Source organism: Nocardia sp. NPDC058480 (assembly GCF_042720495.1).
Lineage (GTDB): Bacteria > Actinomycetota > Actinomycetes > Mycobacteriales > Mycobacteriaceae > Nocardia.
Genome location: NZ_JBHXMN010000002.1, coordinates 315,412 through 335,088 on the forward strand (window position 1 = coordinate 315,412; position 19,677 = coordinate 335,088).

The window sequence follows — 19,677 nt, forward strand, 5'->3', positions numbered from 1 at the left end:
TGTAGCGGTCGAAACGAAAACGAGGCCCGCACCACCGAATCGGTGGTGCGGGCCTCGTGTCGTAGAACCGTTAGTCGAGGTAGTCGCGCAGAACCTGCGAACGGCTCGGGTGGCGCAGCTTGCTCATCGTCTTCGATTCGATCTGGCGGATGCGCTCACGCGTGACGCCGTAGACCTGACCGATCTCATCGAGGGTGCGCGGCTGACCGTCGGTGAGGCCGAAGCGCAACCGCACCACGCCCGCCTCACGCTCGGACAGGGTCTCCAGCACCGACTGCAGCTGATCCTGCAGCAGGGTGAAGCTCACCGCGTCGACAGCGACGACCGCCTCGGAATCCTCGATGAAGTCACCGAGCTGGCTGTCGCCCTCGTCGCCGATGGTCTGGTCCAGCGAGATCGGCTCACGCGCGTACTGCTGGATCTCCAGCACCTTCTCCGGCGTGATGTCCATTTCCTTGGCGAGCTCCTCCGGCGTGGGCTCACGGCCCAGGTCCTGGAGCAACTCGCGCTGGATGCGGCCGAGCTTGTTGATCACTTCGACCATGTGCACCGGAATACGGATGGTGCGGGCCTGATCGGCCATGGCGCGGGTGATGGCCTGACGGATCCACCACGTCGCGTAGGTCGAGAACTTGTAGCCCTTGGTGTAGTCGAACTTCTCGACCGCGCGGATCAGGCCCAGGTTGCCTTCCTGGATGAGGTCCAAGAACGCCATGCCGCGGCCGGTGTAGCGCTTGGCCAGTGAGACGACCAGTCGCAGGTTGGCCTCGAGCAGGTGGTTCTTGGCCCGGTTGCCGTCGCGCACGATCCAGTTGAAGTCCCGGCGTGTCGTCACCGAGAGTTTCTCGCCCGCCTCGGCGAACTCGCGCATCTTCTCCGCGGCGAACAGGCCGGCCTCGATCCGCTTGGCGAGTTCGACCTCCTCTTCGGCGTTGAGGAGCGCGACCTTGCCGATCTGCTTGAGGTAGGCGCGCACCGAGTCGGCGGAGGCGGTGAGTTCGGCGTCCTTGCGTGCTTGACGCAGCGCTTCGGACTCCTCCTCGTCCCAGACGAAATCGCCGGAGGCCTTGTCCTTCTCGGACGGCTCCGCGGTATCGGCTACCTCGGTGGTTTCCTCGGCGACGTCTTCGACGACGACTTCCTCGCCGACGAGTTCGTCCTCGGCGACTTCGAGATCACCGAGATCGTCGACGTCGACCGACTCGTCGTCGAGCTGCTCGTCACCGCCCTCGCCCGAGGTCGCCTTCTTCGCGGCGGTCTTCTTGGCCGGAGCCTTCTTGGCGGCAGCCTTCTTCGCCGGCGCCTTCTTGGCTACGGCTTTCTTGGCCGGGGCCTTTTTGGCGGGGGCCTTTTTAGCCGGCGCTTTCTTAGCCGGGGTTGCGGCGTCGTCGGCATCGGCGTCGGAGGCCGAGTCGGCGGTCTGACGGGTATTCGTGGCTACCACGTACGCCCTTTCGTGACGGTCTCGTGCGGCGTCACGCCAGAGTGGTTTTCCGGCGGAGCGGTCGGTCGGGTTGCACCGGCGATGCGTCGGCCGGGGGAAGTCGGCGCTCGTTCACCGACCTTCTCGCGACCGGCCGCGGCCGGAAGGTTTCACCGGCTCACCGCCGGACGTGTTCCATTGTAACGATCCAACCAGGGTACTCATGGCACGATGCCACCCAGGCGTTGCGTCGCAGGCCGCGCCGGGCTACGGCGCGATGCCCGCATCGATGGCCATCGCCGCGCCGACGATACCCGCGGTGTTCTTCAATACGGCCGGAATCACGGGAGTTCGGTTGGTGAGCAAGGGAATCCACTGTTCGTGATCACGGCTGATGCCGCCGCCCGCCACGATCACCTTCGGCCAGAACAGATCCTCGATGTGACCCAACACGCGACTCACCCGCTGCGCCCACTCGGGGTAGGTGAGATCCTCGTTGTCCTTGACCGAGGCCGCGGCGAGATCCTCGGCGTCGGCGCCATCGATCTCGAGATGGCCGAGTTCGGAGTTGGGGATCAGCACGCCGTTGTAGAGCAGCGCGGAGCCGATGCCGGTGCCGAAGGTGAGCAGCAGGGTCAGCCCGGAGAGGTCTCGCGCGGTGCCGTAGGAATCCTCGGCCAGGCCCGCGGCGTCGGCGTCGTTGAGCACGGTGACGGCTCGCCCACCCAGTGCCTGCGCGAACAAGGCGCGGGCATCGGTGCCGATCCAGGCCTGGTCGATGTTGGCCGCGGTTCTGGCGTGGCCGTCGAGCACCACACACGGCATGGTGATGCCGACCGGGCCGTCCCACCCCGCCTGCGTCACCAGTTGGGCGACCGCCGCGGCGACGGCCGCGGGCGTTGACGGCTGCGGTGTCGCGATCTTGATGCGGTCATGGGTGAGCAGCCCGGTGGCCAGATCGACCTCGGCGCCCTTCACCCCGCTGCCGCCGATGTCGATCCCGAATGCGTGCCCCCGAGTGGACATGGTTCAACCCCTTGCTGACGCGGTCGATGTGCCTGACAGGCACCAGCAAGCAGAGTAGCGGTAGTCACCTCTCGCGCGACGCGCCACGACATGTGATGCGATGGAGCGGTGCCCGAATACACCGAGCCCGAGACTTCCCCCGCCCCCGCCCCCGCCCCCGCCCCCGCCCCCGCCCCCGCCCCCGTCGCATCCGCCGATTACGAGCAGTTGCGGCGCCTCGCCGTCGAGCTCGCCGAAGCGGCCGCCGCGCATGTGCGCGCCCGCAGGCCCGAGGTGTTCGCCGAGGACGGACCCGTGGTGGGCGCCGTGGCCACCAAGGGGCACGTCACCGATCCGGTCACCATCGTCGACACCGAATCCGAACAGCTGATCCGTGGCCTGCTCGCCGAGCGCAGGCCCCACGACGCGATTCTGGGAGAGGAGGGTGGCGGCGATGTCGGCGCCACGGCATCGGGCACTGTCACCTGGGTCGTCGACCCGATCGACGGCACCGTGAACTTCCTCTACGGGCTACCCGGCTACGCCGTCTCGGTGGGTGCGGTGGTCGATGGCAAGCCCGTGGCGGGCGCCGTGGTCGACGTAGCCGCCGCGACCACCTACAGTGCCGCACTGGGCGCTGGATCGCACGCTGTGCGCCCGGACGGCACCCGCGTGACACTTCGCTGCAGTAGCGAGGATTCGCTCTCGGTGGCCCTGGTAGCCACCGGCTTCGCCTACGGCAGCGTGCGCCGTGCCCGCCAGGCGCAGCTGCTCACGGAGATCCTCCCGCAGATTCGCGACATCCGCCGCCTCGGCGCCGCCGCCATGGACCTGTGCCATGTCGCCGCGGGCAGGCTGGAGGCCTACTACGAACACGGCCTCAACGCCTGGGACTGGGCCGCGGGCGCCCTCATCGCCGCCGAAGCGGGCGCGGTCGTGCACGTCCCCCCGGTCACCGTCGGCGGTGCCGCGGGCGAACTCACGGTCGTCGCCGCCCCCGGCATCGCCAAGGACCTCAACGACCTACTCGACCGCGCCGGCGCGCCGACCGCGCTCCCGGACTGACAATCGCGGCCGAAAACCAGCGGCGCCGGCCGCAAAGACATCAGCTCAGCATTTGACTTCGCGCGCGGCGTCGAGGAGGTCCGGGTCGATCGAGGACGAACTCGCGCCAGGGGCCAGGTTCTTCAGCGACCGGAGCACCGCCTCGGCGTCGGCGCCGGGGCGCAGCGACTCGCCGAACGCCTGCCCGAGAACCAGATCGACGGTGTCGTCGGTGCGCGGGTCCTCGATCAGCTCGGCGCAGGGTGCGATCAACTGCACCGAGGCGGCCGCCGGTCGACCGTTCACGCCGTACCGGATCTGACCGGTGCAGGTGAGGTCGCCTGCGACGTAGACCGGATCGTTACCGACCTGTGTCCCCGGCGCGCCGGCGAAGCCGAGGTCGGCCAGTGCCGAGGCGATGTTGCCCGCCTGACCGCTCTTGCCGTTGGCGTTGAACACCCGCACCCTGGACTCCGACAGGGCCGCCGGGTCGACCTCGGCGAGCCGCGTCGGACCCACCCGGGTACCCAGAGCCGCGGGCTGCGGTGCGCTGGTGGCCGTCGGTGTGCTCGGCGGGTTGCACGCCATCGGTTCGTTGCTGTCGTCACGGGTTCGGAACGCCGTGATCCAGACGAACAGGCTCACCAGAGCCAGCACGAGGACCAGCGCGAGCCAGAGCTCGGGCCGCCGCCGCGGAAAGGGTTTGCCGTCGCGATCAGTCGCGCTGCCTTCGGTGATCAGTGAAACCACGCGCTCACTCTACGAGTCCCGCCGCGGTACGCGAGTCGGGGAGGTCTCGGCGAGTTTCCCAGCAGGTGACGATTCGTCGTCGGTTTCGGCACGGCTGGGGTTTGATTGCGACTTTCGCCCGTTGGTCCGCTATTGTCTGCCCGCCCAGATCGAATATTTACCGGTGAAACGGTGGTCGGTCGCGGGAACAACAAGGGCATGTCCTGCGTTTACCGAACGCTGTCGGAGTAGATCGCTAGCCGGTCGAACCTGATAGTCGACCGGTGCACGTGTGAGGTGCACCACCGGCGGGGCGGTACGAACGCCGGACCCCTGCGGGGTTACGGCAATCGACTGATCCGGGATATACGGAGTAAGGACTGAGGGGAAGACGACATGGCAACCGACTATGACGCACCGCGGCGCACCGAATCCGACGAGGTGTCGGAGGATTCGCTCGAGGAGCTGAAGGCGCGCCGCAACGAGGCGCAGTCCGCCGTCGTGGACATCGACGAATCCGATACAGCGGAATCGTTCGAGCTTCCCGGCGCGGATTTGTCCGACGAGGTACTCAGCGTTCGGGTGGTCCCGAAGCAGGCTGACGAGTTCACCTGCTCGAGCTGTTTCCTCGTGCATCACCGCAGCCGACTGGCCACCGAGAAGGGTGGCCAGTTGATCTGCATGGACTGCGCGCTCTAGCGGCAAGCAGTGTGCGGCACCTTGCGGTCGACATGATCCGCACGGGCCGCGCAGTCTGATCCGGTACGGATCAGCGAGGAAGGGTCAGCCCGCGCTCGGGAGTCCGAGCGCGGCCAAGACCCGGTCCGGCCTGCGCGTACTGACCAACCAGTACGGCGTCGGGTCGTCCGGGTCGTCGAGCACCAGCAATGCCAGCGGGCCGATCCAGGCCCGGTGTTGCACATAGGCGGCGGGGTCGAGTTGTCGGCCCAGCGCCGCACTCTTGGCCGTCGGCGCGACGGCCGTGGCGCGCGCGACGAAGCTCACCGGTAGGTGGGCACGGTCGACGCGCAGTTCCGCCGTACCGTCGTCGGCCACGGTGACATCCAGGCGATGCCTGCTCATCCACAACAGAATCCAGACCGGGACCGGCGCCAGCAGAACGTAGGGCAGCCAGGCCCGTAGCCCCGGCGCGCCCATGTGGATCTCGGCCGCGAGCAGGCCCGCGATCGCGAAGCCGACCGGCCACCACCACAGCGGCACCCACAGGCGCTCGGAGTAGGGCGACGGACCCTGCGCGCTCGGCGCGCGGTGGTCGGTGTCCGCGGTCGCGGTGGTCGGGGAATCGGGCTGGTCGGGCACCCCTCAACACTAGGTCACCGCACCAGGGCTGCGACGAGAAGGTCCGGCCTCGACCGCGTAGTCTCGACCGATGTGAACGCACTTGCACCGATTCCGCTGCGGCGGCTCGATCCCGGCATCCCTGTGCCGACGCGTGCCCATCCGGGTGACGCGGGCGTCGACCTCTGTACCACCGAGGATGTGATCATCGAACCGGGCGAGCGGGTGCTGGTCGGCACCGGGATCGCGATCGCGTTGCCGATGGGCACGGTCGGCTTGATCCATCCCCGTTCCGGCTTGGCCGCGAAGGCCGGTCTGTCGGTGGTCAACACGCCCGGCACGGTCGACGCGGGCTACCGCGGTGAGATCAAGGTGTGCCTGATCAACCACGACCCGCGCACCGCCATCGAGCTGCGTCGCGGTGACCGCATCGCGCAGTTGCTGGTGCAGCGGGTCGAGCCGGTCGATTTCGCCGAGGTCGACGATCTCGACGACACCGCCCGCGGCACCGGCGGATACGGGTCGAGCGGCGGGCACGCCAGCCTGGCCGGCAAGGAGGCGTGATGGGTCTGTTCGGGAAGAAGAAGCGCGCGCGCGACGACGATGCCGACTACGTCGAGTACGACGACGCCGACTACGTCGAGTACGACGAGGCGGACTACGACTTGGACGCGGACTCCGACGAGTACGACACCGACGAGTTCCAGCGCCCCGACTTCGCGCGCCTCGACTTCGACGACGCGCCGACCGATGAGCGCATCTACGGCAACTTCGACCACGCCCCCGATGCCGCCGCAGGCCCCTACGACATCAGCGAGGTCTCCGACGAGGCGATCTCGCGGCGCCTCGACCTGGGTTCGGTGCTCATTCCGGTGCCCCAGGGCGGGCAGTTGCAGGTGGAGATGAGCCCCGACGGCACCCCGCAGGCGGTGCACCTGGCCACCGAGCACGGCAGGCTCACCGTCGCCGCCTACGCCGCGCCGAAGTCGGCGGGCCAATGGCGCACGGTCGCCGCGGATCTGGCCGAGTCGCTGCGCGGTGACGGCGCGAGCGTGGCCGTCGAGAAGGGCCCGTGGGGCCGTGAGGTCAAGGCGATCACCGAGGGCGCCGACCTGCGCTTCATCGGCGTCGACGGCCCGCGCTGGATGATCCGTCTGGTCGCCGCCGGTCCCAAGGGCGCCGTCGACGACCGCAGCCCGCTGATCACCGCCGCGCGCGCGGTCCTGGCCGACGCCGTGGTCCGCCGCGGTACCGAGCCACTGCCCGTGCGCGACCCGCTCCCGGTGGTCCTACCCCAGGAACTGGCCGAACAGCTGGCCGCCGCCCACCAGCAGCAGGTCCAGGCCCAGCAGGACGCCCTCGAGGCCCAGGCGGCCGCCGCGGCCGCCCCGCCGCCCTCGGCCCTCCCGCCGAAGCTGCCGGACGAGCCGCGTCGAGGCGCGGACGGTTCGGCCATGCAACAACTAGGCCTGAACTAGGCTTTCCCGCCTCTCCGCGACTTTTGCCGGTCGTGGGGAGGCGGTTCAGCTAGTGGCCGGGCCGGCGGTTCGGGGTGAGTTTTGTGTTGGGGGTGCCCGGCGAGTTACCCATGTACTCGCGAAATCAGTTGTTCTGCAAGGCTTTCCGTTGCCTGAGTGGTCGCTGGCAGTAACGCGCTCAACTCTGCGAACCCGGCATGCCCGAGTATTGCCGGGTCGGCGCCGAGCTCGGCGAGTGTCACTCGGTGCAGTCGGGCCGACGGCAATGTTGCCGCCCATTCTTCGGCGACGGCGATCGGGTGTACCGGGTCGTCGGTCGCGCCGACCACCGCGACCGGCACATTGTTGGCGGCCAACGCTGCCGTCGACGGCCACGCGTACCCCGCGGCCTCGTCCAGCGCCGCGGGTAGATGCGGCCACTGTCCGCGCCACGACTGGGTCAGCGCGTCGGCCAACCACGGCGGACTCGACGCCCGCATTCGCTCGATCACCGCCTCCAGGCCATCGGCTCGCAGTTGCTCGGCGGTAACCGAAGCGCTCAACGCCGCTGGGCACGCGGCGGTTTCGGCACCCGTCCAGGCGGGTAATGCTGTGATGACACCGACAACCGCGGTACGGTGCTCGGCTGCCCAGTCGAGTGCGATCGCGGCGCCGAGGGAGATGCCCGCGGCCAGGACCGGACCGCGCGCCGCGGCAGCGTCCAAAGCCGCGGTACAGCTCCCGATCACGGCCTGCGGGTCCGGTTCGACGGCGTGGAACGCGAGTCCGTGCGCATGGGCGGCAGGCCCGAACGCGCGGGCGGCGAAAGCGGCATCGGAGCCGGTCCCCGGCAGGGCGACCACGGTGACCTGGGGTGGGGTGCACAACACCGACCGAGCGTAGCGGCCGGGCGTTTGCCCATCTACAGTGGCGGTGTACGGCCAACTAGCGGGAGAAGCGTGCCATGTCGTCATCCACGGGCGGACACAAGTCGGGATCGGGTCCGGACTCGGGATATTTTCGTCGACTCGGTCGTCGTCTCACCGCCGATATCGATCAGCTCGACGCCGAGGAATTGGCGGAGACGGTCGATGCCTCCGGTGCCCGGCGGGCCAAGGATTGCTGTCGCGGTGAAGAGGCGACGATTCTGGGCAGGCTCCGCAGTGTCGAGGCGTGTCCGAAGGCGGCCGGTGCCACCGTGCAGGCCGAGTTCTTCGACGGCACCGACGCCATCACCCTGGTGTGGATCGGGCGCAGGCGCATTCCCGGAATCGAACCGGGCAGGCGCATTCTGGTCCGCGGCCGCGTCGGCGACCGCGACGGCCGTAAGGTGATCTTCAACCCCTACTACGAATTGCGCGGGAACAGCTGACGTATGCCCTCCAGCGACGAGTACCGCATTGCCGCGGACCCCGAAGCCACCGTGGCGTTGCCCGTGGTCACCGATGAATCGGTGGACCCGGAGATCGACACCGAGGTCGAGAAGGCCGAACAGACCTTGCTCGAGCAGCTCGGCGGTTTCAGCGGCCTGATCTATTCCACCCTGCCCGTTCTGGTCTTCGTCCCGGTGAACACCTTCGCGGGCCTCACCGTGGCCATCTGGGCCGCCCTCGGCGTCGCCGCCGCCATCCTCATCTGGCGGCTGGTGCAGCGCAGCCCCATCCAGCCCGCGATCTCCGGCTTCCTCGGTGTCGGGGTGTGCGCGCTCATCGCCCAGCGGGTGGGGGAGGCCAAGGGCTTCTTCCTGTTCGGCATCTACACCAGCCTGGTGTACGCGGGCGTGTTCGCGCTGTCGATCCTGCTGCGCAGACCGCTCGTCGGCGTGATCTGGGGCGCGCTCAACGGCCACGGTCACCGCTGGCGCACCGACAAGCGCGTTCGTCAGCTCTACGACCTGGCCACCGGCGTCTGGGTGGTCGTGTTCGGTGCCCGCTACCTGGTGCAGTCACAGCTCTACGACACCGACCACACCACCTGGCTGGCCGTGGCGCGCATCGGCATGGGCTGGCCGCTCACCGCGATCGCCCTGGTGGTCACCGTGTGGGCGGTGCGCCGCGCCGGACATCTGCCTGCCGAGAAAGCCGACAAGTCCGGTGCCGGAACGGAATCCGTGTCCGCGTAAGGGTGGGTAGCGCGCCGCCGGAGGTGGGGAAGTACCCACCCTGGGGTGCCTGGTTGCGACCGCCTGTTCGTCGCACGATCAATGCGTACCGAAAAACACGCGATGATCGTGAGAGGACCGGCGACCATGATGGCAACCGAGCACCGAAATGAGCGACCGGCCACCGCTGCCCGCCGCGACGCCGCCAAGATCCCGGCGCCGGTGCTGTCGGAGAGCAAGCGCATCGGCGCCGAACTCGACGCGCTGATCGGCCCGGCCGCCCGCGGTGACCGCGACGCCGTCGCGGAGATCCTGCGCCTGGTGCATCCGCTGGTGCGCCGGTACTGCTCGGCGCGGATGGGCACCACCGGCCATCTCACCGTCACCGCCGAGGATGTCACCCAGGAAGTCCTGATCGCCACCGTCACCGCCATCCCGCGCTACCGCGATCAGGGCAAGTCGTTCCTGGCCTTCGTCTACGGTATCGCCGCCAACAAGGTCTCCGACGCCTTTCGTCGCGGCAAGCACACCGCCTACCCGACGGCCGACCTCCCCGACACCGCGAGCGCCTCTGCGGGACCGGAGGACTGGGTACTCGCCTTCGAACGCCGCGCCGCCACTCACGAACTGATGAAGGTGCTCGCCCCGAATCACCGGGAGGTGCTGGTGATGCGGATCGTGCTCGGCTGGAGCGCGGCCCAGACCGCCGAGGCCATCGGCACCAGTCCCGGCGTGGTCCGGGTGATGCAGCACCGCGCGCTCACCAAGCTGCGCGCGGAACTGAAAGTGGCGTAAGGGCTACGGCCTCACACCGTGCGTCGCCAGGGTCAGCCGCAGGTCCTCTTCGGCTTCCACCGAGGTGACGAACAGCAGTTCGTCGTCGCCCTCGAACGGATCGTCGGGTTGCGGCACGATCACCCGGCCACCGCGCAGGATCGTCACCAGCGCGGTGTCGCGCGGCATCGACAGCGTGCGCACCGGTTTGCCGGCCAGCTGGGTATCGGCGGGCAGGGTGATCTCGACCAGGTTGGCCTGTCCCTGACGCAGCGTCATCAGCCGCACCAGATCACCCACCGACACGGCCTCCTCGACGAGCGAGGCGAGCAGCCGCGGTGTCGATACCGCCACGTCGACGCCCCACGACTCGTTGAACAGCCATTCGTTGCGTGGATCGTTGACCCGAGCCACCACCCGGCGCACCCCGAACTCGGTCTTGGCGAGCAGCGCGTGCACCAGATTCGCCTTGTCGTCACCGGTGGCCGCGATCACCACCTCGTAGGTCTCGAGATCGGCGTTCTCCAGCAGCGACAGCTCGCAGGCGTCGGCGTGGACCCACACGGCGTCGGGGATGGCGGCCGGGTCGATGTGGTCGAGCTGGCGTTCGAGCAGCATCACCCGATGCCCCCCGCGCAGTAGTTCCCTGGCGATCGAGCGCCCGACCGCGCCCGCTCCGGCGATGGCGACCTTCATATGTTCAGTCCTCGCTCACGGGGGCTTTGGCGGCCAGGGCGATCGCCTCGCCGACGGTGCCGGACGTGGCCGCGACATAGACGATGTCGTCGGCCTGGACGATCGTCTTGGATTCGGGAAGCAGGCCCTGGCCGAAGCGCAGGATGAACGCCACCCGCACCTGCAGTTCGCGTTCCAGATCGCGGACCGTGCGGCCGGACCAGTCCTCGTGCAGGGTCAGCTGGGTCACCGCGACCGCGCCGGTGGGATCGCGCCAGGTGGTGGTCGAGTTGTCGCCGATGAGGGTGCGCAGGAACCGGTCGGTGGTCCACGGCACGGTCGCGATGGTCGGGATGCCGAGCCGTTCGTACACTTCGGCGCGCTTGGCGTCATAGATGCGAGCCACGACACGTTCGACACCGAACATCTCCCTGGCCACCCTGGCCGAGATGATGTTGGAGTTGTCACCGGAGCTCACCGCGGCGAACGCGTCGGCCCGCTCGATCCCCGCGCGGGTCAGCACCTCGCGATCGAACCCGACGCCGATCACCTCCTGCCCGGTGAAGCCCTCACCGAGGCGGCGGAACGCCGCGGGATCGCGGTCGATGACCGTGACCTCGTGACCCACCCGGGTCAGCGCACGCGCCAGTGACGAGCCGACGCGCCCGCACCCCATGATCACTACGTACACCGTGCACCCTCGTTCCTGGCCTACCCGTGGCGTCCGGCAAGGACCGTACCCGCCGGATGCTCCCATCGCCCATTTTCCCCGCGCCGACGCGGTACAAACAATCCGGACATCCCCGTGACGCCGATGAACGTGCGCGCGAAGGTGCTCCTCAATTCCTCTATGCTCAGCCCGGTGTCCAAGTTGACGACGGCAGCCAAGCGTGTGCTGCTCGGCAGGCCGTTCCGTAGCGATACGCTCGGCCACACGCTGTTGCCCAAGCGTATCGCTCTTCCGGTGTTCGCTTCCGATGCGATGTCGTCGGTCGCCTACGCCCCGGAGGAAATCTTCCTGGTGCTGTCGGCGGCGGGCATTTCGGCCTATGTGTACGCGCCGTGGGTCGGTCTCGCGGTAGCCCTGGTGATGGCGGTGGTCGTCGCCAGTTACCGGCAGAACGTGCATGCGTACCCCTCCGGCGGTGGTGATTACGAGGTCGCGACCACGAACATCGGCCCCAACGCGGGCTTGACGGTCGGCAGCGCGCTGCTGGTCGACTACGTGCTCACCGTGGCGGTGTCGATCTCCTCGGCCGCCTCCAATATCGGGTCAGCCATTCCGTTCGTCGCCACGCACAAGGTGCTGTTCGCCGTGGTGGCGATCGCGATTCTCACCGCGATCAACCTGCGTGGCGTTCGCGAATCCGGGACCGCCTTCGCGATTCCGACCTACGCGTTCATCTTCGGCATGGGCGCGATGCTGGTCTGGGGTCTGTTCCGGACCTACGTGCTCGGTGACGACATCCAGGCCGAGTCCGCCGGATTCGGGCTCAACGCCGAAGACGAACATCTCTACGGCATTGCTTTCGCCTTCCTGATCGCGCGCGCCTTCTCCTCCGGCTGCGCGGCGCTGACCGGTGTCGAGGCCATCAGCAACGGTGTTCCCGCGTTCCGGAAACCCAAGTCGCGCAATGCCGCGACCACCCTGCTGCTGTTGGGTTCCATCGCGATCGTGCTGCTGATGGGCATCATTATTCTGGCCCAGAAGATCGGCATCGTTTACGCCCACGACACCTCGAATCTGATCGGCGCACCCGCCGACTACCACCAGAAGACGCTGATCGCCCAGCTCGCCGAGACTGTGTTCCACGGCTTCCCGATCGGTTTCTTCTTCATCACCATCGTCACCGCGCTGATTCTTGTGCTGGCCGCCAACACCGCGTTCAACGGTTTCCCCGTGCTCGGTTCGATTCTCGCGCAGGACCGCTACCTGCCGCGTCAGCTGCACACCAGGGGCGACCGGTTGGCCTTCTCCAACGGCATCCTGTTCCTGTCGGGCGCGGCCATCGCGTTCGTGGTGCTGTTCGGCGCCGAGGTGTCCAAGCTCATCCAGCTCTACATCGTCGGCGTGTTCGTCTCGTTCGTGTTGAGCCAGACCGGCATGCTGCGGCACTGGACGCGGCTGCTGCGCACCGAAACCGATCCGGCGCAACGGTCGAAGATGAAGCGGTCGAGGGTCATCAACGCGATCGGTCTGACGGCGACTGGTGCGGTGCTGGTGATCGTGCTGGTCACCAAGTTCTTCGCCGGCGCCTATATCGCGATCATCGTGATGGTGGCGATCTTCATCGTGATGAAGCTGATCCGCAAGCACTACGACTCGGTCTCGCGCGAACTCGACGAATCCGACTGGGACGGTGTGCTGCCCAGCCGCACCCATTCCCTGGTGCTGGTCTCCAAACTTCACCTGCCGACCCGCCGGGCGCTGGCCTACGCACGGGCGACCCGCCCGGACACCCTCGAAGCGGTGACGGTCAACGTCGACGACGCCGACACCCGCAAGCTGGTACGCGAGTGGGAGAACAGCGAGATCAACGTGCCGCTGAAGGTGATCGAATCGCCGTACCGCGAGGTCACCAAGCCGGTGCTCGACTACGTCAAGCGTGTGCGCAAGAACGCACCGCGCGACGTGGTTACCGTGTTCATCCCCGAATATGTGGTCGGCCACTGGTGGGAGCAGGTACTGCACAATCAGTCCGCGTTGCGGTTGAAGGGCAGGTTGCTGTTCGAGCCCGGTGTGATGGTGACGAGCGTGCCGTGGCAGCTCAGTTCCTCCGCCCGCGCCAAGCAGACAGCAGATGTGAACGCACCGGGATCGGTGCGCCGAGGTTTCGAACGACCAGGAGATCGCGAATGAGCGGCGCACCGGTCGAGGGTGAGAGTGGGTGTAGCCGTGAGTGATTGGAGCGGACAAGAATTCGAGGTCCGTCTCGGGGCGCCGGGGCACGGTGGTTTCATCGTCGCGCGCCACGAGGGCCGGGTCGTGTTCGTGCGACACGGGCTGCCCGGTGAGCTGGTGCGGGCCCGGGTGACCGAGGACCGCGGCGGTTCGTTCTGCCGCGCCGATGCCGTCGAGATCATCGAGGCGTCCCCGGACCGGGTGCCCGCGACCTGTCCCGTGTCGGGACCGGGCGGTGCGGGGTGCTGTGATTTCTCCTTCGCCACGCCCGCGGCGCAGCGTGCGCTCAAGGCCACGGTGGTGGAGGAGCAGCTGCGCCGGTTGGCCAAGATCGAGCGTGAGGTGGCGGTCGACCCGATCGCGGGTGATTCCGGTGCGGTCACCGGCGGTTGGCGCACCCGTGTGCGGTTGGTCGTGGACCGTGCGGGGCGTGCGGGTGTGCATCGCTACCGCAGCACCGAGGTGATCGCGGATCTGGGCTGTCCGCAGCCTGTCGCCGGTGCGCTCGACGGTGTCGCGGATCGGCTGTGGACGCCGGGGGCAGATGTGGTCGTCGCGATCGACGGCGACGGTGTGCGGCACATCGTGGAATTGGCCGAGACGCCGGCCGGCGGCCCGTCCGGTCGCCCCGAGACTCCGCGTGGTGCGAGTCGCGGTCGTGGTCAGCGTCCGGGTCGTCGTCGTGAGTCGGCGCCGCCCGCGGGTGATGAGCGTGGTGCGATCCGGGACCGGGCGGCTTCGCGGAAGTCGGCGATGAACGCGCCTCGTGAAGAGTGTGTGGTCGAAGGTTCAGGTCGGGTTGTGGAGTATGTGGCGGGGCGTCGCTGGGAACTGGCGGCGACAGGGTTCTGGCAGGCACATCGTGGTGCGGCGCAATGCTATTCGGATCTGATCGCCGAATGGTCGGGGCTTGCTCCCGGTGGGTCCGGGTGGGATCTCTACAGCGGTGTCGGTGTGTTCGCCGCACGTCTGGCCGAGCAGACGGGACAGACCGGTGCGGTGACCGGTGTCGAGTCCGCCCGGTCGGCAGTGGTCGACGGTGCTGCGGCGCTGGGTGATCTGCCCTGGTTGGAATTGCGTAGCGACCGGGTCGAGCGGTGGGCTCGAAGTGCCTCCGGTAGGCCGGATGTGGTGGTTCTCGATCCGCCGCGGGCGGGTGCGGGTAAGGATGTCGTCGCCGCCGTCACCGATGCCGATCCTCGTCGGATCGTCCATATCGGTTGTGATCCAGCGGCTTTCGCCCGTGATCTGGGGTTGTACCTGGATGCGGGCTATCACCTTGCGGAGTTGCGGGCGTTCGACGCTTTCCCGGCTACCCACCATGTGGAGTGTGTGGCGTTGCTCGACCGATGACGTGGGTTCGGTAGGGCTGCGGACCTCGGGAGGGGGTCAGTCGAGGGCCCACGTCACTCGGACGCTTGCGCCGACTTCGGTTTCCCCGGGGACCATGGGGACGGGGGAGCTGGCGCGGGCCATCAGCATGGGGGACGAGTCCATCTCGGCACTGATGTCGTAGGCGCGGATCGACGGGGGAGCGGTGTCCTCGGTGATCTGGAGGACGGCGCCCAGGGTTACCCCGGCGCGGGTCGCGTACTGCTCGGCTTTCGCCTTCGCGTCGTCGAAGGCCGCGTCACGGGCTTGCTCGAGCAGTGGAGCCGGGTCGGCGATGCCGCGAGTGAGGCCGCCGAGGCGGACGTCGTCACCGCCCGCCTTCACCGCGGCGGCAACGGTTTCGGCGGGGCCGGTGCCGGTGCCGGTGTCTTCGCGCAGCGCCACACTGAGCCCGGTGGACGCCAGGTAGCCGGAGATCTCGTTGCGCCCGTTGTCGGTGTAGACGGTCTCGGTGCGCACGCTCAAGCCACTGGTCGCCATGTCCGCATCACTCACCCCGGCGGTCCGCAGCGCCGCGACGACCGCGCTCACCCGGTCACCGGCCCGCCCATACGCCGCGGCGACGGTGTCGGCGCGCGATTCCACCGACAACGTCAACCGGATCAGATCGGGCACCGCGCGCACCACCCCGCGCCCGAATGTGGTCGTGCTCGCCTGCCAGGACTTGTTGCTCACCGCGGTACTCCTGTCGGTCGAAGGCTGCTGTGCTGCTCAACGTCTCGCACCCGGACCGAGTTCCATGGCCCGGGTGAGTAATTCTCGGTGTTGCCAGAGGTGGGGTTCGGAGATGGTCAGTAGTTCTCGGCGTTCGCCGATACTGTTCGGACAGCAGCGTTTGGAGATGGTCAGTAATTGTCGGCGTTCGCCGATACTGTTCGCACCGCTGCGTCCATTTGTGCGTACGCCCCGGCCGCAAGTCGTTGCAGCAGGGCGAGTTTCAGCTGGGGGTGCTGCTCGGCGAGCTCGTCGAACACCGCCGGACTCATCACCGCCACTCGCACGTGCGTCTCGGCGACGATCTCGTTGACGAACGGTTCCTTGATCAGCATCGGAATCTCGCCGAACGACATCCCGGCCGACAACGTCACCAGCCGATGCACCCGCCCGTCGGTGCCGGGAAACGTGACCCGCACCCGCCCGTCGAGGATCAGATACAGCCCCGACCGTTGCGACGCGCGCTCGGCGATCACCTCACCACGGGCGAACGTGCGCACCTCGAAATCCGCGCACAACCGGTCCAGATCGGCCGTGTCCAGCCCGACCAGCAGCGGGTGTTCGTCGAGGCTTATCGACGTGCCGACGCCTGTGCCCGGCTGCCGATGCCGGTCCAGCACGACGTCCTCGCACCATTCGGTCGCCGTGTCCCGATCGATGAACACCCGCCCGAGCGGGTCGTCGGGGTCAAGACTCGACACCTCGTGCCCGAGCTTGGCGTCGGGATCGACCAACGCCACCCGGCTGCCGCGCCGCACGAGCTCGGTCTGCAATTCATCGAGCATGTGGCGGGCCACCTGGCTCACCTCGCCGACGCGACGCAGGTCGATCACCAACGCGTCCAGCTCGTCGGCCCTGCCCTCGATCGCCCGCACCGCACGCTCGGCCCCGGCGAACAACAGGTCGCCGTGCAGTTCGTAGACCCGCGCCCGATCACCCTGCTCGGCCAGCACCGCGGCGTCCTCGGGGGTCCGGCGCAACCGCGACGGCAGCTGCGCCACCGAGTAGTCGGCGCGGATCGCCGTGCGCGCCGACCGAGTCACGTGACAGAAGTGCAACTCGAGCCGCCGCGACAGCTCGCGGCACGCGGCGGCCCCGCGCACACTGTTGCCCTGCTCGTCCAGCCTCGGCGAATACACCGAGATCCCGAGCTGACCGGGCAGCACCGCGATGATCCCGCCGCCGACCCCGCTCTTGGCGGGCAGTCCGACCGTGGTCACCCAGTCACCGGCGGCGTTGTACATGCCGCAGGTGGTCATCACGCTGAGCACCCGTTCGGTGAGCGCGGTCGACAGCGCCCGTTCGCGGGTTCTCGGATTGACCCCGTTGTCGGCGAGGGTCGCGGCCATCACGGCCAGATCGGCGCAGGTGATCTCGATCGAGCACTGCCGGAAGTACCGGTCGACCGCGTCGTCCGGGTCGACGTCGATGATGCCGACCGAGCGCAACATGTACCCGATCGCCCGATTGCGGTACCCGGTGCGGGCCTCGGATTCGTAGACCGCCTCGTTCATCGTCAACTCGCGCCCGGCGAACCGGGAGTAACAGCGACGGACCCGCTCGAACTTGTCGGCGGCGTCGCGGCCGTTGATCAGCGAGGCCGCGGTGATGGCCCCGGAGTTGATCATCGGATTGCTCGGACGCTGGCTGTCCGGTTCGAGGCTGATTTCGTTGAACGGTTCGCCCGACGGCTCCACATCGATGTGCGCGGCCACCCCGTCGAGCCCGCGATCGGCGAGGGCGAGCGCATAGGTGAACGGCTTGGAGATGGACTGGATGGTGAAGCTGATGTCGGTGTCGCCGACCTCGTAGACGAGCCCGTCGGCGGTGGCCAGGCACAACCCGAACGAATCCGGTGCGACCGCGGCGAGCTCGGGGATGTAGTCGGCGGGTGCGCCGGAGGTGTCGTCGCGGCAGACCGCGTACACCTCGTCGAGTATGCCCGCCACCACACCCGGGTCGATCGTGCGCGTCGCGCCGTGCGGTCGGGTCACAGCGTCACTGTAGGTCGCGTCGTCGGCGGGCCGGGCGGGGACGCGCGGGAGATTGTCCTCACAGCCGAGAACGCGGTGAGGTAAGCCTTTGCCGAACCCGATTTCCGCTCGCGCGTCCTGTTCAGCGGGCATGCGGGAGTATCGTCGTCGCGACCGTAGGCCTTGCCGTGCCCACGCGGGGAAGGGCCCGCGGGCCGGTGCCCGTCACGCGGGCAAATACACTGGGCAGATCACAATGTAGTCCGGAGGGAGCGAGTTCAGGTGGGAGTGCTGTCGCGGGTGGATTCACCCGAAGATCTGCGCCGGCTGAGCGTGCCGCAACTGCGGGAACTGGCGGGCGAGATCCGCGAGTTCCTGGTGCAGAAGGTCGCCGCCACCGGAGGCCATCTCGGCCCCAATCTCGGGGTGGTCGAGCTGACCATCGCCCTGCACCGGATTTTCGATTCGCCGGCCGACCCGTTGATCTTCGACACCGGTCACCAGGCGTACGTGCACAAGATCCTCACCGGCCGCAAGGATCGCTTCGACTCGCTGCGCAGCCGCAACGGCCTGTCGGGCTACCCGAGTCGCGCCGAGAGCGAACACGACTGGGTCGAGTCCTCGCACGCGTCGGCCGCGCTGTCCTACGTCGACGGCCTGGCCAAGGCGTTCGCGCTCACCGATCAGGACCGCACCCCGGTCGCGATCGTCGGGGACGGCGCGCTCACCGGCGGCATGTGCTGGGAGGCGCTCAACAACATCGCGGGTGCCCCCGATCGTCCGGTGGTGGTGGTGGTCAACGACAACGGCCGTTCGTATGCCCCCACGATCGGTGGACTCGCCGATCGCTTGACCGCGCTGCGCACCCAGCCCGCCTACGAGCACGCGCTCGTCGCCGGGAAACGCATTCTGAAAAGTATTCCCGCGGTAGGGGATTCGGCGTATTCGATGGTCCACGCGCTCAAGGCCGGGATCAAGGACGCGGTGAGCCCGCAGGAACTGTTCTCCGACCTCGGCATGAAGTATGTGGGCCCGGTCGACGGCCACGATCTCGTCGCGCTCGAGGCGGCGATGCGGCGCGCCAAGGACTTCGGTGGTCCGGTGGTCGTGCACGTGGTCACCCGCAAGGGCAACGGTTACGAGCACGCCGAGAACCACGTCGCCGACCAGATGCACGCCTGCGACCCGATCGACGTCCGCACCGGCCGCCCGCTGGCGGGCAAGAAGCCGAAGGGCTGGACCGCGGTGTTCTCCGAGGAGCTGATCGAACACGGCTCGCGTCGTGAGGACATCGTCGCCATCACCGCCGCCATGCCCGGCCCCACCGGTCTGGCCGCGTTCGGCGAACGCTTCCCCGAGCGCATGTTCGACGTCGGCATCGCCGAACAGCACGGCATGGCCTCGGCCGCCGGTCTGGCGCTGGGCGGCATGCACCCGGTGATCGCCATCTACGCCACCTTCCTCAACCGCGCGTTCGACCAGCTCTTGATGGACGTAGCGCTGCTGAAGCAGCCCGTCACGGTCGTGCTGGACCGCGCGGGCGTCACCGGCCCCGACGGTGCCAGCCACAACGGCATGTGGGACTTCTCGCTGCTCGGCATCATCCCCGGCATCCGCGTCGCCGCCCCCCGCGACGGCGCTACCCTGCGCGAGGAACTGGCGGAGGCGCTCGCCGTCTCCGACGGTCCCACCGTGCTGCGTTTTCCGAAAGGCAGTGTCGCCGAAGACATCACGGCCGTGGAACGTCTCGACGGACTGGATGTGCTGCGGCTGGCCGTCCCCGGTGCCGGTTCGGCGCAGTCCCAGCACGGTGACGTCCTGATCGTCGCCGTCGGCCCCTTCGCCGAGACCGCCATGCAGGTCGCCGAACTGCTCGATCCCCAAGGGATTTCGGTCACCGTCGTCGACCCGCGCTGGGTCATCCCGGTTTCCGACACCCTGGTCAAGCTCGCCGAGAACTACCGCCTCGTCGTCACCGTCGAAGACGGCGGCCTGCACGGCGGCATCGGCTCCACCGTTTCCGCCCGCCTGCGTGACGCGGGTCTGGACGTCCCCACCCGCGATCTCGGTGTGCCCCAACAGTTCCTGGACCACGCCTCCCGCAACGAGATTCTCGAAGAACTCGGCCTCACTCCCGATGCCATCGCCCAGCGGATCGGCGGCTGGCTGCAATCGCGCTGATCCGGGCC

General features: G+C 68.3%; 19 protein-coding genes. 10 read left to right on the forward strand and 9 right to left on the reverse strand.

Annotation, left to right across the window (positions count from 1 at the left end; translation table 11 throughout):
• Positions 1-70 precede the first annotated feature (70 nt).
• Both ACFWO8_RS07045 and ppgK read right to left on the reverse strand, forming a co-directional pair.
• Positions 71-1,444: an RNA polymerase sigma factor gene (locus ACFWO8_RS07045; protein WP_378944910.1), complete on the reverse strand. Its 1,374-nt coding sequence runs from the start codon at positions 1,442-1,444 to the stop codon at positions 71-73.
• Between the two features lie 246 nt (positions 1,445-1,690).
• Positions 1,691-2,449 (reverse strand): polyphosphate--glucose phosphotransferase, encoded by a 759-nt coding sequence (gene ppgK / locus ACFWO8_RS07050; protein ID WP_378944915.1) that lies wholly within the window; start codon positions 2,447-2,449, stop codon positions 1,691-1,693.
• Between the two features lie 108 nt (positions 2,450-2,557).
• Between ppgK and ACFWO8_RS07055 the strand changes: the two genes are divergently transcribed.
• Positions 2,558-3,493: an inositol monophosphatase family protein gene (locus ACFWO8_RS07055; RefSeq protein WP_378944918.1), complete on the forward strand. Its 936-nt coding sequence runs from the start codon at positions 2,558-2,560 to the stop codon at positions 3,491-3,493.
• A 45-nt stretch (positions 3,494-3,538) separates the two neighbouring features.
• Here the strand turns inward: ACFWO8_RS07055 and cei are convergent, their stop codons facing one another.
• The gene (cei, locus tag ACFWO8_RS07060; RefSeq protein WP_378944921.1) at positions 3,539-4,222 is read right to left on the reverse strand and encodes an envelope integrity protein Cei; all 684 of its coding nucleotides are present in this window, start codon (positions 4,220-4,222) and stop codon (positions 3,539-3,541) included.
• A 375-nt stretch (positions 4,223-4,597) separates the two neighbouring features.
• Here cei and ACFWO8_RS07065 point away from each other — a divergent pair, with 375 nt between their 5' ends.
• Positions 4,598-4,900: a DUF4193 domain-containing protein gene (locus ACFWO8_RS07065; RefSeq protein ID WP_056811237.1), complete on the forward strand. Its 303-nt coding sequence runs from the start codon at positions 4,598-4,600 to the stop codon at positions 4,898-4,900.
• A gap of 84 nt (positions 4,901-4,984) precedes the next feature.
• On the opposite strand, the gene ACFWO8_RS07070 is transcribed toward ACFWO8_RS07065, so the two are convergent.
• Positions 4,985-5,521 (reverse strand): DUF3093 domain-containing protein, encoded by a 537-nt coding sequence (locus ACFWO8_RS07070; protein ID WP_378944924.1) that lies wholly within the window; start codon positions 5,519-5,521, stop codon positions 4,985-4,987.
• 72 nt (positions 5,522-5,593) lie between these two features.
• Between ACFWO8_RS07070 and dut the strand changes: the two genes are divergently transcribed.
• Both dut and ACFWO8_RS07080 read left to right on the forward strand, forming a co-directional pair.
• Entirely contained in the window at positions 5,594-6,064 is a 471-nt protein-coding gene (gene dut, locus ACFWO8_RS07075; RefSeq protein ID WP_378944927.1) for a dUTP diphosphatase, read from the forward strand.
• Positions 6,065-6,069: 5 nt separating this feature from the next.
• Positions 6,070-6,978 (forward strand): DUF3710 domain-containing protein, encoded by a 909-nt coding sequence (locus tag ACFWO8_RS07080; protein WP_378946202.1) that lies wholly within the window; start codon positions 6,070-6,072, stop codon positions 6,976-6,978.
• Positions 6,979-7,082: 104 nt separating this feature from the next.
• Here ACFWO8_RS07080 and ACFWO8_RS07085 read toward each other — a convergent pair whose 3' ends face one another.
• The gene (locus tag ACFWO8_RS07085; RefSeq protein WP_378944932.1) at positions 7,083-7,847 is read right to left on the reverse strand and encodes an alpha/beta fold hydrolase; all 765 of its coding nucleotides are present in this window, start codon (positions 7,845-7,847) and stop codon (positions 7,083-7,085) included.
• Between the two features lie 74 nt (positions 7,848-7,921).
• Between ACFWO8_RS07085 and ACFWO8_RS07090 the strand changes: the two genes are divergently transcribed.
• From ACFWO8_RS07090 to ACFWO8_RS07100, 3 genes are all read left to right on the forward strand, one after another.
• A complete protein-coding gene (locus tag ACFWO8_RS07090; protein ID WP_101466671.1) occupies positions 7,922-8,329 on the forward strand; it encodes an OB-fold nucleic acid binding domain-containing protein in 408 nt (135 codons plus the stop codon).
• A 3-nt stretch (positions 8,330-8,332) separates the two neighbouring features.
• Positions 8,333-9,079, forward strand: coding sequence for a DUF3159 domain-containing protein (locus ACFWO8_RS07095; protein WP_378944936.1), 747 nt, complete (start codon positions 8,333-8,335; stop codon positions 9,077-9,079).
• A 129-nt stretch (positions 9,080-9,208) separates the two neighbouring features.
• Positions 9,209-9,853, forward strand: a complete 645-nt coding sequence (locus tag ACFWO8_RS07100) for a sigma-70 family RNA polymerase sigma factor (RefSeq protein ID WP_378946205.1) — start codon at positions 9,209-9,211, stop codon at positions 9,851-9,853.
• A gap of 3 nt (positions 9,854-9,856) precedes the next feature.
• On the opposite strand, the gene ACFWO8_RS07105 is transcribed toward ACFWO8_RS07100, so the two are convergent.
• Both ACFWO8_RS07105 and ACFWO8_RS07110 read right to left on the reverse strand, forming a co-directional pair.
• Positions 9,857-10,528 (reverse strand): potassium channel family protein, encoded by a 672-nt coding sequence (locus ACFWO8_RS07105; protein ID WP_378905736.1) that lies wholly within the window; start codon positions 10,526-10,528, stop codon positions 9,857-9,859.
• Between the two features lie 4 nt (positions 10,529-10,532).
• Positions 10,533-11,198, reverse strand: coding sequence for a potassium channel family protein (locus tag ACFWO8_RS07110; protein WP_378944941.1), 666 nt, complete (start codon positions 11,196-11,198; stop codon positions 10,533-10,535).
• 171 nt (positions 11,199-11,369) lie between these two features.
• On the opposite strand from ACFWO8_RS07110, the gene ACFWO8_RS07115 reads away from it, so the two are divergent.
• Together ACFWO8_RS07115 and ACFWO8_RS07120 are read left to right on the forward strand one after the other, a co-directional pair.
• Positions 11,370-13,367 (forward strand): APC family permease, encoded by a 1,998-nt coding sequence (locus ACFWO8_RS07115; RefSeq protein ID WP_378944944.1) that lies wholly within the window; start codon positions 11,370-11,372, stop codon positions 13,365-13,367.
• A 36-nt stretch (positions 13,368-13,403) separates the two neighbouring features.
• Positions 13,404-14,762 (forward strand): class I SAM-dependent RNA methyltransferase, encoded by a 1,359-nt coding sequence (locus ACFWO8_RS07120; protein ID WP_378944949.1) that lies wholly within the window; start codon positions 13,404-13,406, stop codon positions 14,760-14,762.
• A gap of 36 nt (positions 14,763-14,798) precedes the next feature.
• Here ACFWO8_RS07120 and ACFWO8_RS07125 read toward each other — a convergent pair whose 3' ends face one another.
• The gene (locus tag ACFWO8_RS07125) at positions 14,799-15,476 is read right to left on the reverse strand and encodes an SIMPL domain-containing protein (protein ID WP_378944953.1); all 678 of its coding nucleotides are present in this window, start codon (positions 15,474-15,476) and stop codon (positions 14,799-14,801) included.
• 170 nt (positions 15,477-15,646) lie between these two features.
• Positions 15,647-17,641, reverse strand: coding sequence for a glutaminase A (gene glsA, locus ACFWO8_RS07130; RefSeq protein WP_378944956.1), 1,995 nt, complete (start codon positions 17,639-17,641; stop codon positions 15,647-15,649).
• A gap of 129 nt (positions 17,642-17,770) precedes the next feature.
• Between glsA and dxs the strand changes: the two genes are divergently transcribed.
• On the forward strand, positions 17,771-19,669 hold the full coding sequence (gene dxs, locus ACFWO8_RS07135) for a 1-deoxy-D-xylulose-5-phosphate synthase (RefSeq protein WP_378944959.1): 1,899 nt from the start codon (positions 17,771-17,773) through the stop codon (positions 19,667-19,669).
• The last annotated feature ends 8 nt before the right edge of the window (positions 19,670-19,677 follow it).

Bases quoted from the DNA above. Each gene is read 5' to 3' on its own strand.
- ACFWO8_RS07100 (WP_378946205.1), top strand. From the start codon at position 9,209: ATGGCAACCGAGCACCGAAATGAGCGACCGGCCACCGCTGCCCGCCGC.
- ppgK (WP_378944915.1), bottom strand. From the start codon at position 2,449: ATGTCCACTCGGGGGCACGCATTCGGGATCGACATCGGCGGCAGCGGG.
- ACFWO8_RS07105 (WP_378905736.1), bottom strand. From the start codon at position 10,528: ATGAAGGTCGCCATCGCCGGAGCGGGCGCGGTCGGGCGCTCGATCGCC.
- ACFWO8_RS07065 (WP_056811237.1), top strand. From the start codon at position 4,598: ATGGCAACCGACTATGACGCACCGCGGCGCACCGAATCCGACGAGGTG.
- glsA (WP_378944956.1), bottom strand. From the start codon at position 17,641: ATGCCCGCTGAACAGGACGCGCGAGCGGAAATCGGGTTCGGCAAAGGC.
- ACFWO8_RS07095 (WP_378944936.1), top strand. From the start codon at position 8,333: ATGCCCTCCAGCGACGAGTACCGCATTGCCGCGGACCCCGAAGCCACC.
- ACFWO8_RS07090 (WP_101466671.1), top strand. From the start codon at position 7,922: ATGTCGTCATCCACGGGCGGACACAAGTCGGGATCGGGTCCGGACTCG.